The sequence below is a fragment of the Nocardioides thalensis genome (genome assembly GCF_013410655.1).
Lineage (GTDB): Bacteria > Actinomycetota > Actinomycetes > Propionibacteriales > Nocardioidaceae > Nocardioides > Nocardioides thalensis.
The window spans coordinates 2,905,348-2,920,677 of sequence record NZ_JACCFP010000001.1; the positions used below are offsets into that span (position 1 = coordinate 2,905,348).

A 15,330-nucleotide genomic window follows, 5' to 3' on the forward strand; every position below is an offset into this window, starting at 1 on the left:
CGAGACGCCCTTCCGGGCGTTCAATGTGCCCCGTACCCCGACGCCGGGCCCTTGAGGGAGGGTCGGCACGGCGCTCGTGGATGGATGGGGGGAGGGCTCCCAGGTGTACCGCTGTGTGTTCAAGATCTTCGTCAGTCTCGCGCTCGCGCTCGGACTGACCACGGTCGTCGTCAGTACGACGTCCGCGGCCCACGCCGCGCCGGCCAGTGCCGGCGTGACGCGTGCTGCCGCCGACTGCTCGGCCGAGCAGTCCACGCTCGACTCGATCCGCGCCAAGCGGAAGGCGACCAAGCAGAAGCTCGCCAAGGCCAAGCGCATCAAGAAGCGCACCGCCGTACAGCTGCGGCGCGCGAAGGCCAACGACAACCGCGCCCGCGTCATCAAGCTGAAGCGGAAGATGAAGAAGCTCACCCGCCAGATCAGGAAGCTGACCCGGCGTGTCCACAACCAGAACCGCGCGGTGCAGGCGGCCAAGGCGGTCCTGGCCGAGTGCCAGGACAGCGGGGGCACCGGCAGCCCGATCCAGGACCTCTGCCCGCCGCTGCCGCAGGCGCTCTGCGACGGGCTCGGCGGAGCGATCCCCGGTGGGAGCGCCGACAGCCCGCTCCAGGCGCTGTGCGACGCGGTCCCCCAGCTCCAGCCGCTGTGCGACGCGGCAGGCGGGGCGGGCCTGCCCACCGAGCTGGGCGCGCTGACCGACCTGCTCCAGCCGCTCCTCGACGCGGCCGGCCTCGGCGACCTGCTCGGCGGCGGCCTGCCGTCGCTGGACGCGCTCTGCGGCGCGGGTCTGCCGCTCCCGGCCGGGATCTGCGACGCGCTCGGTGGCGAGGGCGTCCCGACCGAGCTGCCGCTCGACCAGGTCTGTGAGCAGCTCCCCGGCCTCCAGGCGCTCTGTGACGCGCTCGAGGGCGGCGGCCTGCCGACCGACCCGGCGGCCCTGACCGGCCTGCTGCAGCCGATCTTCGACGCGCTCGGCATCGGCGACCTGCTCGGCGGCCTGCTCGGCGGTGGCCTCCCGACGCTGGACTCGCTGTGCGGGACCGGTCTGCCGCTGACGACCGAGATCTGCGAGGCGATGGGCGGAGCGGGCGTCCCGACCGAGCTGCCGCTCGACCAGGTCTGTGAGCAGCTCCCCGGCCTCCAGGCGCTCTGCGACGCGCTCGAGGGCGGCGGCCTGCCGACCAACCCGGAGGCGCTGACCGGCCTGCTCGAGCCGATCCTCGAGGCCCTCGGCCTCGGCGACCTGATCGACGACCTGCTCGGCGGTCTCCTCGGCGGCATCCTCGGACGCCAGGCGGCTGCCTGACAGCACCCCCACACCAGCGGTGGCCGCGAACCCGGGAGGGAGCGCGGCCACCGTGCATTTGTTGCACCGGATTTCGCTCCCTTGCAGGAAGTAGCCTCGCGGCCCCACCGCTCGTTGACGCTGATGACACCGCGTTGCATGAACCGGAGGGAGCGGTCACGTCATGTCTCGTCAGATCTTCAGGGTGCTGCTGGGCGTCGTGCTCGCGGTCGGACTGGCCGTCGGCACCGCCGTCGCCCTCGGCTCGGCACAGGCGGGCTCGCAGCCGGCCGGTGCCGCCGCGGGCGTCGACTGCGGCGACGAGCAGGAGGCCTACTACGACGCGATCTACGCCAAGAACGAGGCGTTCACCGACCTGAAGCGAGCCAAGCGCAAGCTGCGCAACGCCCGGGAGGCGCTCGCGCGAGCCAGGAACGCGGGCCAGGCCCAGCGGGTCGCTGAGCTGAAGAAGGTGGTCGCGCAGCGCAAGGCCACGGTCGCCAAGAAGCAGAGGGCCCTCGAGGAGCGCAAGGCCGAGATCACCAGGGCCGACGCCGCGCTCGACGCGTGCCTGTCGGGCACGCCGACGGGTACGCCGACCACGGGGACGCCCACCGGTACGCCGACCGGCACGCCCACCGGCACGCCCACCGGGTCGCCGACCGCGACGACGCCGCCGAACCCGCTCTGCCAGATCCTCCCGATCCTCTGCCCGTAGCGGGTGTCGCCCACCGCGCCCCAGCGCTGGGCGCGGTGGCGTAACCTCCATTCCGAGCGACCCGGCCAGAGGGTCGACCGCGCAGCGGAGGAGTGTGCATGTCCGACACGAGCACCGTCCACGGGATCGACGCCCGTTCCCAGGTCGAGCTGCGGCTGCCCGCCGACGGCGCCTTCGCATCGGTGCTCCGCACGCTCACGGCCGGCCTCGCCGCGCGCCTGGACTTCACGATCGACGACATCGAGGACCTGCGGATCGCCGTGAGCGAGTCGGTCGCCATGGTCCTCGACGAGGCCGACGAGGGCGCCGAGCTCGACTGCCGGTTCCAGCTGCACCCGGGGAAGCTCACGCTGCTCATCAGCACGACCGCGGCCGCGCCGGCGTCCCCCGACTACGAGAGCTTCGGCTGGCAGGTGCTGGCCACGCTCGCCGAGGAGGCGGCGATCGAGAGCGTGCCCGGCACCTACGCCGTCCGCCTGGTCGTCCGCTCGTCGCTCGCCGAGGCTGAGGGGCCCGGACGCTGACATGACCTCCGTCAACTCTCGGGGCGACGGCGGCTCCTCCGCCGTCGACGCCACGCGGCGCCGCAGCGCGGAGCTGTTCGCCGTGCTCCGTGACGCGTCGGGCTCCGACGCCGAGCGGTCCGCCTCGCGCGACGAGCTGCTCGCGCTCCACATGCCGCTCGTCGAGCACTGCGCCCGCCGCTTCCGCAACCGGGGCGAGCCGTTCGAGGACCTCGTGCAGGTCGGGTCGATCGGCCTGATCAAGGCCGTCGACCGGTTCGACACCGACCGCGGCGTCGAGTTCTCCACCTACGCGACGCCGACGATCATCGGCGAGATCAAGCGGTACTTCCGCGACAAGGGCTGGGCGATCCGGGTGCCGCGGCGGTTGCAGGAGCTGCGGATGCAGATCACCGCAGCCACCGCCGACCTCACCCAGAGCCTGGGCCGCTCCCCCACCCCGCGGGAGATCGCCGAGACGATCGGCTGCACGGTCGAGGAGATCGTCGAGGGTCTCGAGTCGAGCAACGCCTACGCCACGCTGTCCCTCGACGCGGGCAACGACGACTCCGAGGACGGCGGCCCGAGCATGCTCGACGCCATCGGCATCGCCGACGAGGGCCTGGAGCGGGTCGAGATCCGCGAGTCGGTCAAGCCGCTCCTCGAGGGCCTGCCCGAGCGGGAGAAGCGGATCCTGCTGCTGCGGTTCTTCAAGAACATGACCCAGTCGCAGATCGCCGAGGAGATCGGCGTCTCCCAGATGCACGTCTCCCGCCTGCTGACCCGCACGCTCGACCAGCTGCGGGCCTGCCTGGAGTCGGAGTGACCGAGGTGACCGAGCCCGGCGTCGATCCCGTGCGCGGACAGGTGCCACCGCCGCTGACCGTCGCGGTCTCGGTCGTCGCCGTGCAGGGCCTTGGGGTGCTGCTGTTCGCGGTGCTCCAGCTGGCCGAGGTCTCCTCCGAGCGGGCCGCGGTCGGCGTGTCCAACGCGGTCTTCTTCGGCGTCTACGGAGCGCTGCTGGTCGCCGCGGCGTGGGCGCTCTGGCGCCGTACGGCGTGGGCCCGCGGCCCGGTGATGCTGACCCAGCTGATCTGCCTCGGCCTCGCGTGGGGCGTGCGCGACGTCGTCTTCGTGGCCGTCATCATGGCGGTGTCCGCGCTCGTCGCGCTGGCCGGCCTGCTCCACCCCGACAGCATGGCCGCGCTGGGCGACCGCTGATTGTCTGTGACACAACAGACCATGTTCAACCCTTGATTCACGCCCGTTTCCTTGGAACCCTTGAGGGCGCGATCGTGAAACCGTTCACTTTTGCGGTGATCGGCATGCCCGCGGTGCTCAACCAGACTGCGCCGTCGTGCCTGTGATGAAAGTAGGGATTTCCCACCGATGGATTGGCGACACCGTTCCGCATGCCTCGACGAGGATCCGGAGCTGTTCTTCCCGATCGGCAACACCGGCCCGGCCATCCTCCAGATCGAGGAGGCCAAGCAGGTGTGCCGACGCTGCGAGGTGCGCGAACAGTGCCTCCAGTGGGCTCTCGAAGCCGGGCAGGATCACGGTGTCTGGGGTGGCCTCAGCGAGGACGAGCGCCGCGCCCTCAAGCGCCGCAACGCCCGCGCCCGCGTCCGGACCCCCGTCTGATCGTCTGACAGTCCGACCGCCGGAGCGCTCAGTCGACCGGCACGCTGATCGACGCGCTCGCGCCACCCTCCGGTGACCGCCCGAGCGTGAGGTGCCCCGCCAGCTCGGACTCCACCAGGGTCCGCACGATCGAGAGGCCGAGGCTGGTCGTCGCGTCGGGGTCGAACCCGTCGGGAAGGCCGGTGCCGTTGTCGTCGACGCTCACGTCGAGCACCTGACCGCTGCGGCGCACCCGCACCACGATGGCCGCGTCGGCGCGGCCCGCGAAGCCGTGCTCGACGGCGTTCTGGAGGAGCTCGGTGAGCACCATCGCGAGCGTCGTGGCCTGCTCCGAGGGCAGCACGCCGAACTCACCCTCACGGCTGACCCGGACGGCTCCGGCGAGCGCGCCGACCTCGGTGACGAGCTTGGTCAGCCGGTCGGCGATGTCGTCGAACTCGACCGACTCCCCCACCGCCTGGCTCAGGATGTCGTGGACGATGGCGATCGAGCCGACCCGGCGGACCGCCTCCTCGAGCGCCTCGGTCGCCTCCGGCGACTCGATCCGGCGCGCCTGGAGGCGCAGCAGCGCGGCCACCGTCTGCAGGTTGTTCTTCACCCGGTGGTGGATCTCCCGGATCGTCGCGTCCTTGGTGACGAGCTCGCGGTCGCGGCGGCGCAGGTCGGTGACGTCGCGCAGCAGGATGACCGCGCCGATGTGCTCGCCCTGCGGACGCAACGGGATCGCCCGCATGATCAGCGCGACCCCGTCGGGGACTCCCGACCCGACCTCGGCGTCCCGGTGGGCCCGGCCCCCGAGCACGGCGCTGAGCGTCTCCTCGTCGGGCCGCTTTCGCGGCGGCACCAGCTCGCGGGTCAGGTCGGCCAGCGCGTGCCCCGCGAGATCGCCGGTGAGCCCGAGCCGGCGGTAGACGGACAGCGCGTTGGGGCTGGCGTAGACCACCCGGCCGTCGGCGTCGACGCGGACGAACCCGTCGCCTACCCGCGGCGAGTCGGCGTGGTCGCTGCGCTGACCCGGCGCCGGGAAGTGGCCGGCGGCGATCATCTGCGTCAGGTCGGCGGCGGTCTGGAGGTAGGAGATCTCCAGCCGGCTCGGCGTGCGCACGCCCAGGAGGTTGGTGTTGCGGCCGATGACGGCGATCACCCGGCCGGCGCGGCGCACCGGGATCGCCTCGACCCGCACCGGCACGTCGTCGCGCCACTCGGGGTCGCCCTCCCGGACGATCCGCCCGGAGGCGTAGGACTGGTCCACGAGGGGCCGGCGTCCGGTGGGCGCGAACGTGCCGACGAGGTCGTCGACGTACGCCGTCGGACCCGTCGTCGGGCGGCGCTGGTCGCCCGCCCAGAACCCGTTGCCCTGCCGGTCGGGCAGCCACATGATGAGGTCGGCGAACGACAGGTCGGCGATGATCTGCCAGTCGGCCTGGAGCAGCTGCAACCAGGTGATGTCGTCGTCGTCGAGGTCGGTGTGGCGGCGCGCGATGGAGGAGAGCGAAGGCATTCGCTCACCCCCCTCCAACCAGTCCAGGACACCGGCTAATCTAGTGGCCGGGGGCACACGTTATTCGCGAACCCTCTCTCGGTCAGGACGGCGCTCATGGCGAAGGTTGACTGGTCGCTCCTGGCGCGCCTGCACCGGGACGGTTACTCCCGGCCGCCCGCCGAGCACCGGATCACCGACCTCACCGCCGAGCTGACCGAGATGCTCGGCAGCCCCGACCCGGCGCTCCGGGTCGAACTCGCCCTCGAGCTGCTGACCACCTGGATCAGCGCCGGGGTCTACGACGACCTCCTGCCCGGGCTCGGCGACGGCATCGCCACCGGGCTGATGACCGGCATCGGCGAGTCCGGCACCGACACGGTCTTCCGCCGCAGCCACTCCGCTCTCGTGCTCGCCGAGTGCATCGAGCGCGACACCGAGCGCTCGCTCGTGCCGCCGAACCAGGTGCTCAACTGGGGCGACCGGCTCGCGGCGTGGTTCACCGCCGAGCGCGACCTGCGCAGCTTCGTCCCCGAGAAGGGGTGGGCGAACGCCGTGGCCAACGGCGCCGACGCGATCGGCGCCCTCGGCCGGTCGCCGCACCTGCGGCGCGCCGAGCTCACCGTGCTGCTCGAGGTGATCGGCGAGCGCGCCGCCAACCCGCTGGCGGACGTGTGGTCCGCGGGCGAGGCCGACCGGCTGGCGCTCGCGTCGCTCTCGATCATGCACCGCGGGATCGTGCCGCTCGACCGGGTCGAGGCCTGGACCGCCGACCTCATCGACATCGCGCGCGCCGAGGCGCCGGCGTCCGTGTCGGGCCCGGGTTCGCCGGCGCGCGCCAACATCAACGCGTTCCTGCGCGCGCTCTACCTCCACCTCTCGCTCGGCCGCAACCAGCCGCCCGGCCGCACCGACATCCTGCTCATCGTGATCGAGCGGCTGCGCACCGCGCAGCCGGGCTTCTTCGGCCGCCGCTGACCAGACTCCTGGCCAGCGCCCTCGCCGGCGTCGGTAGCCTCCGGGCATGACCTCCACCACACCCTCGAGCGATCAGCTCACCGGTCACGCCGGCGAGCTCGCCGTCGCCGTCGCCCGCGCCCACGGCGTGGACACCATGTTCACCCTGTCGGGGGCACACGTCTTCCCGATGTACGACGGCGCGGTGAAGGCCGAGCAGGCCGGCCACCCGATGCGCCTGGTCGACGTCCGCCATGAGCAGACCGCGGCGTTCGCCGCCGAGGCGACGGGCAAGCTGACCCGGGTCCCGGGCCTGGCGGTGCTGACGGCCGGACCGGGGGTCACCAACGGCGTCAGCGCCATCGCGCAGGCGAAGTTCGCCGGCTCGCCGATGGTCGTCGTCGGCGGCCGCGCGCCCAACAACCGCTGGGGCACCGGGGCGCTCCAGGAGATCGACCACCTGCCGATCGTCGAGAGCGTCAGCAAGCACGCCCGCACGCTGCCGACCGCCAACGACGTGGCCGCCGGCTTCCACGACGCGTTCACGGCCGCGCGGTCCGCGCACCGCGGCCCGGCGTACGTCGACGTGCCCATGGACGAGTTCTTCAACGTCGGCGGCGGCGTCGTACCGGTCGTCGGCGCCGACGCGGGACGCGGCGCCGCGCCCGACACCGACGCGATCGACCGGATCGCCGGGCTGCTCGCGGAGGCGGCCCGCCCGGTCGTCATCCTCGGCACCGACGTGTGGGCCGACCGGGCCGAGGAGGCGGCACTGCGGTTCGTCGAGTCCGCCGGCGTGCCGGCGATCACCAACGGCATGGGTCGCGGCGTCGTACCGGGTGGCCACGAGCTGCTCGTCACCAAGGCGCGCGGAGCCGCCCTCAAGGGCGCCGACCTGGTCGTCGTCGTCGGCACTCCGCTGGACTTCCGACTCGGCTACGGCGTCTTCGGCGCCGAGGACTCCCCCGCCAAGGTCGTCCACGTGGCCGACTCCCCCGACCAGGTCTCGCCGCACGCGCAGCTCGCGGCGTCGGTGTCCGGCGACCTGACCGCCGTCTTCGACGGCCTGCTGGCCGCCCTGGAGCGCGGGTCGAAGCCGCGGTGGCACGACTGGGTCCGCGACCTCCAGGAGACCGTCGCCGCGGCCACCGCCCGCGACCTCGACCTCCTCGGCGCCGAGGCCGACCCGGTCCATCCCGCCCGGATCTACGGCGAGCTGGTGCCGAGGCTGGCCGCCGACGCCGTCGTGATCGGTGACGGGGGCGACTTCGTCTCGTTCGCCGGCAAGTACGTCGAGCCGAAGATGCCCGGCTGCTGGCTCGACCCCGGTCCGTACGGGTGCCTGGGCGCCGGCCTCGGCGCCGCCATCGCGGCGCGGATCGCTCGCCCGTCCTCCCAGGTCGTGCTGCTGCTGGGCGACGGCGCCGCCGGGTTCTCGCTGATGGACGTCGACACCCTGGTGCGGCACAACCTGCCGGTGGTCATGGTGATGGGCAACAACTCCGCGTGGGGGCTCGAGAAGGGCCCGATGCAGATGCTCTACGGCTACGACGTCGCCGCCGACCTCGCCGAGCGCACGGCGTACGACGAGGTCGTCAAGGCGCTCGGCGGTGCCGGTGAGACGGTCACCGACCCGCGCCAGATCGGGCCGGCCCTGGACCGGGCGTTCGCCAGCGGCGTGCCCTACCTGGTCAACGTGATCACCGACGTCGACGCGGCCTACCCGCGCAACACGTTCGGCATCTGAGCCGTGACCGCGATCCTCCGGTTCACCGTCAGCGACGACGACACGGCGCTCGCCCTCGGCTCGGGCTCGCTGCCCGTGCTCGCGACCCCGCGGCTGCTCGCCTGGTGCGAGGCGGCCACGTGCGCGGCGATCGAGGACGACCTCGGGCCCGGCCAGACCAGCGTCGGGACGCGGGTCGAGCTCCAGCACCTGGCCGCGAGCGCGGTTGGGCAGGAGGTCGAGGTCTCCGCGCGCGTGGTGCATGCCGACGGGCGGCTGCGGCGGTTCTCGGTCGCGGTGCGCAACGTGGTCGACGGCGAGCCGGGCAAGCTCGCCGGGTCGGGAGAGGTCACGCGCGTCGTCGTCGACGCCGAGCGCTTCCTCTCCCGGCTCTAGGGGCTCCTAGGTCCAGGGTGCGGGCGGCCCGAGCTTCTTCGGCGCCACGGCCGTGGCCGGCAGCCACCTGCTGTCGCCCGGCCACGAGATCGTCACCGACGGCGCCAGCAGGATCGCCGTCAGGCCGCCGAGCGTCGGCTTGCACGAGGCGATGCCGTCGGCGTCGGTCACGGCCGTGCACGCGACCGGGTTGCCGAGCACCGCGTTGGTCGCGCGGAACGTCACCGTGGCGCCGGCGATCGGCGTCCCGGGCCCGCCCAGCAGCGTCGCGGTGAGGTTGCCGCCGAGCAGCACGTTGCCGACGACGACGACCGGCCCCGGGACCAGGGAGCTGACGCCCTTGCCGACGCTGATCGAGAGCTGCTGGGTGTCTTCGTGACCGGTGCCGTCCTCGACGCGGACGGTGAACGTCGAGGTGCCCGGCGCGCCCGACGGCGTGCCGGTGATCCGGCCGTCGTCGCCCAGGCTGAGGCCCTGGGGCAGGGCTCCGCCCGCGAGCGAGAACGTGTACGGCGCCGCGCCTCCCTCGACCTGGACGGCCCGGTCGTAGCCGGTGCCGAACGCGGCGTCCGGGAGCGACGTGGTGGTGATCTGCACCGGCGGCACGACCTCGACCGAGACCGCGATCGCGTGGCCCTGGCCGATGCCGTTGGCCGCGGTGACCGTCAGCTGGTAGCTCCCGACCGCACCCGCTGTCGGGGTCCCCGACAGGGTGGCCGTGCCGTCGCCGTTGTCGACGAACGTCACGCCGGCGGGAAGGTCGCCCGTCGCGGACAGGGCGGGCACCGGGAAGCCGGCCGCGGCGTACGAGACCGACGCCTCGGTTCCGGTGACCATCCGCACCTCCAGCGGTCCGGCCACGGAGGCCGTCTCCTCGACGGTGATGGTGGCGCTGTCGGTCGCGTCGGCGCCGACGCCGTTGGTCGCGGTGAGGTCGACCACGTGGACGCCGCCCGATCCGGCCGCGGGCGTGCCGGTGATCGCCGCGCCGTCGACCGCGAGGCCCGCAGGAAGGCCGGTCGCGGTGACGGTGGGCGCCGGGAAGCCGCCGACGGTGAGGGCGGCGGACCCGGCAGTGCCGACCCGGAACGTCGCGTCCGCGGCGCTCAGGGACGGAGCCTCGTTGACGGTCAGCGCGAACGGCCAGGTCGCGTCGGGCGCGACCCCGTTCGTGCCGTCGATGGTGACGTCGTAGAGCCCGCCGGTGGCCGGCTGCGCCGTCCCGCCGAGGGTGCCGGTGCCGTCACCGTTGTCGGCGAAGGCGACGCCGTCCGGCAGGTCGCTGTCGGTCGACAGCGTCGCGACCGGGTGGCCGCCGACCTGCTCGAAGACGTCCGGGCCGCCGGGCTCGCCGACGACGTACGTCGACGAGGTCGGCCCGCTCAGCTCGGGTGCCTCGGCGATCTCGATCTCGACGTCGTGGTCACCGGAGCCGGCCTCGTTGGTGGCGGTCACGGTGACGGTGTGCACGCCGCCGGTGCCCGCGGCCGGCGTACCGCTGATGGCGCCGGTGCCGTCGCCGTTGTCGGTGAACGTCAGCCCGTCGGGCAGGCCGCTCGCCGACAGGTCGGGCAGCGGCGAGCCGGTGCTCGTGAACGTGGCGGCCGGGTCGGCCGAGGAGCCGACCGCGAGGTCGACGTGAGCGGGGCCGTCGACGGTCGGGACGACCTGTTCGGCCTCCACCGCGCCGATGTCGCACTTCGCGCCCTGGGGGCGCGCCACCCCGCGCTGGTCGGGGTTGCTCCCGCTGCAGGTCAGCACGTCGAGCAGCGGGCTGGCCGGGCCGGGCAGCTGCGTGAGGGTCGGGCCGCCGTTGTCGGCCAGCGCACCGAGCTGGGGATCCGCTGCGGGGGTAAGCCCACACCCGGCCTGGCCGGGACCGCCGTAGTTGCCGCCGTTGCCCGCGACCGGGCCGAGGCACGCGCGCGGGAGGTTGCCGGCGAAGACCGTGTTGCTGACGCCGCCGCCGGCGGGCGCGCCCGCGTAGATCGCTCCCGCGCCACCGGCTGCCGCGACGTTGTCGGTGATCGTGCTGTCGGTGATGGTCACCGGACGGCCGACCTGCTCGATCGCGCCGTACACCGACGAGCTCAGGTTGCCCGTGATGGTCGTGTCGTCGATCGTCGTCTGGTTGGTCGCGCCCGCACCGGTCGAGTAGGCGACGAGCGCGGAGCCGGCGTACGCCTGGTTGTGCGAGATGGTGCTCGCGTCGACGTCGAACGTCGTCACGGCGCCGGCGACGTCGGTGCCGCTGTAGACGGCGCCACCGAGCCCGTTGTTGGTGGCGGCGACGTTCGCGTCGAGGGCGGACCTCTGGATGGTGGTGCGACCGGCGTTGATGATGCCGCCGCCGCCCAGGCTGGTCGCGGTGTTGCCGCTGACCTCGGTGCCGTCGAGCTGGGCGGTCGAGCCGTTGGCCACCAGGACGCCACCGCCACCGGCAGCGACGTTGTCAGCGATCCGGCCGCCGTCCACGCTGAGCGTGGCCTTCGCGATGTTGACGATGCCACCGCCACCCAGAGCGGCGGAGTTGTCGTGGACATCTGCGTCGACGAGCAACGCGGTCGGGGCGTCGGCGGCGGAGGCGGACCCGTTGAGGATGCCCCCTCCCTGGAACGACGCGTCGTTGCCGACGACCTCGGAGCCGCGCACGGTCAGGGCGCCGGAGTTGTAGACGCCGCCGCCGACCTGGGCGCTGTTGTCGGCGATCCGGGAGCCGTTGCGGATGACGGTGGGGCCGGCGGTCGACATCACCGCGCCGCCGGCCACCGCGGCCTCGTTCCCGGCCACCTCGGTGCTGTCGAGCGAGACGCCCTGGGTCGCGGTGGAGTAGATCGCCCCGCCGTAGTTGACGGTGGCGTGGTTGTCGTCGACCTGGCTGTTGGTGAGGGAGAGGCTGTGCGCGGCGTGGAACGCTCCCCCGGCGAGGGCCGAGTTGTCGTGGACGTCGATCCGGCTCGCGACCACGGGCTGAGCGAGGCTGACGGCACCGCCGATCGCGGCGGAGTTGCCGTCGACCTCGGTGAGGCTGACCGTCATCGTCTGGCCGGCGTTGTAGACGGCGCCGCCGTAGGAGCTGTTGCCGGGGTGCACCGCAGTGTTGTTGGAGAGTCGCGCGTTGACGATGGAGGTGAGGCCGCCGCTCGCGATGCCACCGCCGACGGCGACCGCTGACTTGTTGGACGCATCGGCGCGGTTGTCGGCGACGGTCGTGCCGTCGAGGCTCAGCGCCGCGCCCGGGGCGACGTAGACGCCGCCACCCCAGCCCTGGTTCGCCGCCTGGGCGACGGCCCGGTTTCCCTGGACCCGGCCGCCGGTCATCAGCAGCGACCCCGAGAACACGTAGGCGCCACCGCCGACCGCAGCGGACGAGTCGGTGATCCGGACGTCGACGGCGGACACGTGGGCAGCGACGACCGGCAGGGCGCCGCCGGCCACGTAGCCGCCGGCCGTGAGGGTGAGGTTGCGCAGCTCGACGTTCGCGCCGGGCACGGCCGTCGTGTTGACCGCGAGGGCCCACGCGCCGGCAGCACCGCGGAAGACGACACCCGGGCCCGTGCCGATGATCTTGGCCGCCTTCGCGAGCACCGGCCGGTCCGTGTAGGTGCCGGGATCGACGTTGATGGTGTCACCGGCCTGGAAGCCCGGCTTGGCCAGTGCGCCGGTCACCGTGGCGCAGGCCGTGGCCTGCGACAGGCAGTTGGCGGCGTTGTTGCCGGTGGGCTTGACGTACCACGGTCCCGCGGCAGAGGCCGGTGCCGCCCCCGCGAGGACACCTCCGGCCGACGCGGCGACGAGGACGGCGGCGGTGATCGCGCGACGGAGCATGGGACACCTCAAGGTGGGCACCGAGATGCGGAGGGAGACGCGCGCAACGTAACAAGCGGTCACGCCCGCCACAGCCGATTGCCGAAACCCGTTCTACCGCGCAACAGGCCGGCCCGATTCACGCCGAGCGGCCGTGGTCTGGGAGACTGGTCGGACCTGAACCTGGAGGAGATCACCATGGGCAAGACCGGCCGCAAGCGCCGCGCGCGTCGCAAGAAGGGCGCCAACCACGGCAAGCGCCCCAACAGCTGAGCGCGTCTCGCGCCGCTGACCCGGACCCCCGGACCACCTGAGGGTGGTGGCGGGGGTTCCGCAATTTCCGGGGTCGGACCCGCCGGACCGCGGGATCAGCCCTCGGTGATCTGCACCTGCACGGCGGCGATCTGGACGCGGACCCGCTCCCGGAGGTCGGCGGGTGCCTTCTCCGAGCAGGACCGGGCGACGAGCGCCTTCACGGTGCGCTGCAGGTCGTAGCGCTCGAGACACGGCGAGCAGGTGTCGATGTGGGCGCGCACGATCGCGCAGTCGCCCTCCTCGAGCTCGTTGTCGATCAGCCGGACGATCCGCTCGAGGAAGTCGGCACACTCCTCGTTGGACGGGTCGTCGTGCGCGTGGCCGTGGGCGCCTTCACCGGACATGTTCACGACGCACCTCCCTCGATGGGCGCGTCGCCGCCGGTGCGGACGTAGTCGGAGAGGAGGTCGCGCAGCTGGCGACGTCCCCGGTGGAGGCGGGACATGACCGTCCCGATCGGCGTACCCATGATCTCGGCGATCTCCTTGTAGGCGAACCCCTCGACATCGGCGAGGTAGACCGCCAGGCGGAACTCCTCGGGAAGCCGCTGCAGCGCGTCCTTGACCTGGGAGTCGGGGAGGTGCTCGAGAGCCTCCATCTCCGCCGACTTCAGGCCCGTGGAGGTGTGGGACTCGGCGCGGGCGAGCTGCCAGTCCTCGACGTCGCCGGAGTCTCCCGAGATCGACTGCTGCGGCTGTCGCTGCTTCTTGCGGTAGGAGTTGATGAACGTGTTGGTGAGGATCCGGTAGAGCCAGGCCTTCAGGTTGGTGCCCGGCTTGAACTGGTGGAAGGCGGAGTAGGCCTTCGCGAAGGTCTCCTGCACCAGGTCCTCGGCGTCCGCGGGGTTGCGGGTCATGCGCATGGCCGCGGAGTAGAGCTGGTCGAGGTAGGGCAGCGCGTCGCGCTCGAACCGCGCCGATCGCTCGGCGGGGGTCTCGGTCGCGAGGTCGACTTCCTCGACGTGGTCGGTGGTGGTCTCTGACATCGCCCCCCAGCCTACGGGGAGCTGCTCCACCGGGCGCTCGAGCGTGGCGATCATGAACGGATCAACCGTCGCGGGCTACGCACCATTCCCGTCGCCGACGATCTCGCGCACGATCCACTCCAGGGTCGACTCGACCACGATGTCCATCGCGACGTCCTGGGTGATGGCGGCCCGCTTCGGGACCGCGAGGCCGTGGTCGGCCTCGGGGACCACGGCGAAGTCGACGTGCCCGGGCATCGGGTCGGGGAACTCCTCGGGGCGCCCGAACGAGTCGCGCTCCCCCTGGATCACCAGCGTCGGTACGCCGGCCGCGGCGAGCTCGTCGAGGCGGGACTTCTCGGGGCGGCCCGGCGGGTGGAGCGGGAACGAGAGCGCCAGGCACGCCCGCGCGCCGAGGTCCTTCGCGCACCGGGTCGCCGACCGGGCGCCCGCCGACCGGCCGCCGACGATCAGCGGGTTGCGGACCCGGATGCTGTCTGCGGCTGCCCGCAGGCCGTCGTCGAGGGAGGCGGGCGGTCCGGCGATCTTCTTCCCGGCGCGGCGCCAGGGCTGCTCGAAGCGCATCACCGTGATGCCCTGCCGCGGGAGGCTCCTGGCGAGCTCCACCAGATCGCGCGCATCGGTGCCACCGCCGGCGCCGTGGCTCAGCAGGAGCGTCGCCATCGGCTTGCGAGCGCGGTCGGTCAGCAGCAGGCCCTCGCCGTGGGGAGTGGGGATCACGCGCTCCTCGGTGGTCACCCGACGATCCTCACAGGAGCGAGTCCTCCAGCGGAAGCGGCTCGACCAGCTCCGGTCCGTTGTTGCGGACGTTGCCGACCGCCGGCGAGACAGGGTAGGCCTGCAACCCGGTCTGCTGGGCCGGCACGAGCAGGTCGAGCAGCCGGTCCTTCTCGGTGCCGGGGTCGAGCCAGGCGTCGCGGTTGTCGCGGGTCACGAGCAGCGGCATCCGGTCGTGGATCTTGCCCAGCTCGTCGGGCGCGTCGGTCGTGAGGACGGTGCAGGTCCAGCGGAACCGGTCGGGATCGTCGTCGTCGCGCGTCGGGTCCTTCCAGATCTCGTAGAGCCCGGCCATCGCCATCACCGACCCGTCGGCCGGGTGGATGTAGAACGGCTGCTTGATCGGCTTGCCCGACTTGCCCTTCTGCTCGGTCGGGTACCACTCGAAGTAGCCGTCCGCCGGCAGGAGGCAGCGCCGTACGGCGAACGCCTTGCGGAAGGCCGGCTTCTCCGCGACCGTCTCCATCCGCGCGTTGATCATCTTGCTGCCGATGCCCGGGTCCTTCGCCCACGAGGGCACCAGCCCCCAGCGCAGGGTGCGCAGCTGGCGGGCCGGCGGCTCGTCCGGGTGCTCCTTCGACTGCCGCTCGAGGACGGCGTAGACGTCCTTGGTGGGTGCGACGTTGTAGTCCGGCGCGAGCGGCTTGTCGAGGCGGCTGTCGACCACCTCGAACTCCTCGGCGAGGTCGTCCGGACTCCGGCTGGATGCGTAGCGGCCGCACATGCGTTCAATCTAA

At 72.7% G+C, this 15,330-nt stretch carries 16 protein-coding genes; 10 read left to right on the forward strand and 6 right to left on the reverse strand.

Going from position 1 to position 15,330, the window contains the following annotated elements:
- Nucleotides 1-103: 103 nt before the first annotated feature.
- The 6 genes from HNR19_RS14190 (at nucleotide 104) to HNR19_RS14215 (ending at nucleotide 4,150) form a co-directional block, all read left to right on the forward strand.
- Complete coding sequence (locus HNR19_RS14190; RefSeq protein ID WP_179668524.1) at nucleotides 104-1,306, forward strand: BAR domain-containing protein; 1,203 nt, start codon at nucleotides 104-106, stop codon at nucleotides 1,304-1,306.
- Nucleotides 1,307-1,469: 163 nt separating this feature from the next.
- Nucleotides 1,470-2,003 carry a hypothetical protein gene (locus HNR19_RS14195; protein WP_179668525.1) on the forward strand — a complete coding sequence of 178 codons (534 nt, stop codon included), beginning with the start codon at nucleotides 1,470-1,472 and terminating at the stop codon, nucleotides 2,001-2,003.
- Between the two features lie 98 nt (nucleotides 2,004-2,101).
- On the forward strand, nucleotides 2,102-2,527 hold the full coding sequence (locus tag HNR19_RS14200; RefSeq protein WP_179668526.1) for an ATP-binding protein: 426 nt from the start codon (nucleotides 2,102-2,104) through the stop codon (nucleotides 2,525-2,527).
- 1 nt (nucleotide 2,528) lies between these two features.
- Nucleotides 2,529-3,332, forward strand: a complete 804-nt coding sequence (locus HNR19_RS14205; RefSeq protein ID WP_179668527.1) for an RNA polymerase sigma factor SigF — start codon at nucleotides 2,529-2,531, stop codon at nucleotides 3,330-3,332.
- Nucleotides 3,329-3,727: a hypothetical protein gene (locus tag HNR19_RS14210; RefSeq protein WP_179668528.1), complete on the forward strand. Its 399-nt coding sequence runs from the start codon at nucleotides 3,329-3,331 to the stop codon at nucleotides 3,725-3,727. The genes HNR19_RS14205 and HNR19_RS14210 overlap by 4 nt, the downstream gene beginning before the upstream one ends.
- 168 nt (nucleotides 3,728-3,895) lie before the next feature.
- On the forward strand, nucleotides 3,896-4,150 hold the full coding sequence (locus tag HNR19_RS14215; protein WP_179668529.1) for a WhiB family transcriptional regulator: 255 nt from the start codon (nucleotides 3,896-3,898) through the stop codon (nucleotides 4,148-4,150).
- A gap of 28 nt (nucleotides 4,151-4,178) precedes the next feature.
- Here the strand turns inward: HNR19_RS14215 and HNR19_RS14220 are convergent, their stop codons facing one another.
- Nucleotides 4,179-5,651 carry a sensor histidine kinase gene (locus HNR19_RS14220; protein ID WP_179668530.1) on the reverse strand — a complete coding sequence of 491 codons (1,473 nt, stop codon included), beginning with the start codon at nucleotides 5,649-5,651 and terminating at the stop codon, nucleotides 4,179-4,181.
- Between the two features lie 96 nt (nucleotides 5,652-5,747).
- Here HNR19_RS14220 and HNR19_RS14225 point away from each other — a divergent pair, with 96 nt between their 5' ends.
- From HNR19_RS14225 to HNR19_RS14235, 3 genes are read left to right on the forward strand one after another with little or no spacing between them, the layout of a single operon-like run.
- Nucleotides 5,748-6,608 (forward strand): DUF2785 domain-containing protein, encoded by an 861-nt coding sequence (locus tag HNR19_RS14225; RefSeq protein ID WP_179668531.1) that lies wholly within the window; start codon nucleotides 5,748-5,750, stop codon nucleotides 6,606-6,608.
- A gap of 46 nt (nucleotides 6,609-6,654) precedes the next feature.
- Nucleotides 6,655-8,334, forward strand: a complete 1,680-nt coding sequence (locus HNR19_RS14230; protein WP_179668532.1) for an acetolactate synthase — start codon at nucleotides 6,655-6,657, stop codon at nucleotides 8,332-8,334.
- Nucleotides 8,335-8,337: 3 nt separating this feature from the next.
- Nucleotides 8,338-8,709, forward strand: coding sequence for a thioesterase, FlK family (locus tag HNR19_RS14235; protein ID WP_179668533.1), 372 nt, complete (start codon nucleotides 8,338-8,340; stop codon nucleotides 8,707-8,709).
- Nucleotides 8,710-8,715: 6 nt separating this feature from the next.
- On the opposite strand, the gene HNR19_RS14240 is transcribed toward HNR19_RS14235, so the two are convergent.
- Nucleotides 8,716-12,537, reverse strand: a complete 3,822-nt coding sequence (locus tag HNR19_RS14240) for a putative Ig domain-containing protein (RefSeq protein WP_179668534.1) — start codon at nucleotides 12,535-12,537, stop codon at nucleotides 8,716-8,718.
- A 177-nt stretch (nucleotides 12,538-12,714) separates the two neighbouring features.
- On the opposite strand from HNR19_RS14240, the gene HNR19_RS23715 reads away from it, so the two are divergent.
- Complete coding sequence (locus HNR19_RS23715; protein WP_370249596.1) at nucleotides 12,715-12,789, forward strand: 50S ribosomal protein bL37; 75 nt, start codon at nucleotides 12,715-12,717, stop codon at nucleotides 12,787-12,789.
- 95 nt (nucleotides 12,790-12,884) lie between these two features.
- Here HNR19_RS23715 and rsrA read toward each other — a convergent pair whose 3' ends face one another.
- From rsrA to HNR19_RS14260, 4 genes are all read right to left on the reverse strand, one after another.
- Nucleotides 12,885-13,175 (reverse strand): mycothiol system anti-sigma-R factor, encoded by a 291-nt coding sequence (gene rsrA, locus HNR19_RS14245; RefSeq protein ID WP_179668535.1) that lies wholly within the window; start codon nucleotides 13,173-13,175, stop codon nucleotides 12,885-12,887.
- 2 nt (nucleotides 13,176-13,177) lie between these two features.
- On the reverse strand, nucleotides 13,178-13,816 hold the full coding sequence (locus tag HNR19_RS14250; RefSeq protein WP_179668536.1) for a sigma-70 family RNA polymerase sigma factor: 639 nt from the start codon (nucleotides 13,814-13,816) through the stop codon (nucleotides 13,178-13,180).
- 75 nt (nucleotides 13,817-13,891) lie between these two features.
- A complete protein-coding gene (locus HNR19_RS14255; RefSeq protein WP_179668537.1) occupies nucleotides 13,892-14,554 on the reverse strand; it encodes an alpha/beta family hydrolase in 663 nt (220 codons plus the stop codon).
- A gap of 10 nt (nucleotides 14,555-14,564) precedes the next feature.
- Nucleotides 14,565-15,317 carry an SOS response-associated peptidase gene (locus tag HNR19_RS14260; RefSeq protein WP_179668538.1) on the reverse strand — a complete coding sequence of 251 codons (753 nt, stop codon included), beginning with the start codon at nucleotides 15,315-15,317 and terminating at the stop codon, nucleotides 14,565-14,567.
- Nucleotides 15,318-15,330: the final 13 nt, after the last annotated feature.

What these genes read in the sequence shown, in the direction of transcription:
- HNR19_RS14195 (WP_179668525.1), top strand. Translation starts at nt 1,470, where the DNA reads ATGTCTCGTCAGATCTTCAGGGTGCTGCTGGGCGTCGTGCTCGCGGTC.
- HNR19_RS14200 (WP_179668526.1), top strand. Translation starts at nt 2,102, where the DNA reads ATGTCCGACACGAGCACCGTCCACGGGATCGACGCCCGTTCCCAGGTC.
- HNR19_RS14205 (WP_179668527.1), top strand. Translation starts at nt 2,529, where the DNA reads ATGACCTCCGTCAACTCTCGGGGCGACGGCGGCTCCTCCGCCGTCGAC.
- HNR19_RS14215 (WP_179668529.1), top strand. Translation starts at nt 3,896, where the DNA reads ATGGATTGGCGACACCGTTCCGCATGCCTCGACGAGGATCCGGAGCTG.
- HNR19_RS14220 (WP_179668530.1), bottom strand. Translation starts at nt 5,651, where the DNA reads ATGCCTTCGCTCTCCTCCATCGCGCGCCGCCACACCGACCTCGACGAC.
- HNR19_RS14225 (WP_179668531.1), top strand. Translation starts at nt 5,748, where the DNA reads ATGGCGAAGGTTGACTGGTCGCTCCTGGCGCGCCTGCACCGGGACGGT.
- HNR19_RS14230 (WP_179668532.1), top strand. Translation starts at nt 6,655, where the DNA reads ATGACCTCCACCACACCCTCGAGCGATCAGCTCACCGGTCACGCCGGC.
- HNR19_RS14240 (WP_179668534.1), bottom strand. Translation starts at nt 12,537, where the DNA reads ATGCTCCGTCGCGCGATCACCGCCGCCGTCCTCGTCGCCGCGTCGGCC.
- rsrA (WP_179668535.1), bottom strand. Translation starts at nt 13,175, where the DNA reads ATGTCCGGTGAAGGCGCCCACGGCCACGCGCACGACGACCCGTCCAAC.
- HNR19_RS14250 (WP_179668536.1), bottom strand. Translation starts at nt 13,816, where the DNA reads ATGTCAGAGACCACCACCGACCACGTCGAGGAAGTCGACCTCGCGACC.
- HNR19_RS14260 (WP_179668538.1), bottom strand. Translation starts at nt 15,317, where the DNA reads ATGTGCGGCCGCTACGCATCCAGCCGGAGTCCGGACGACCTCGCCGAG.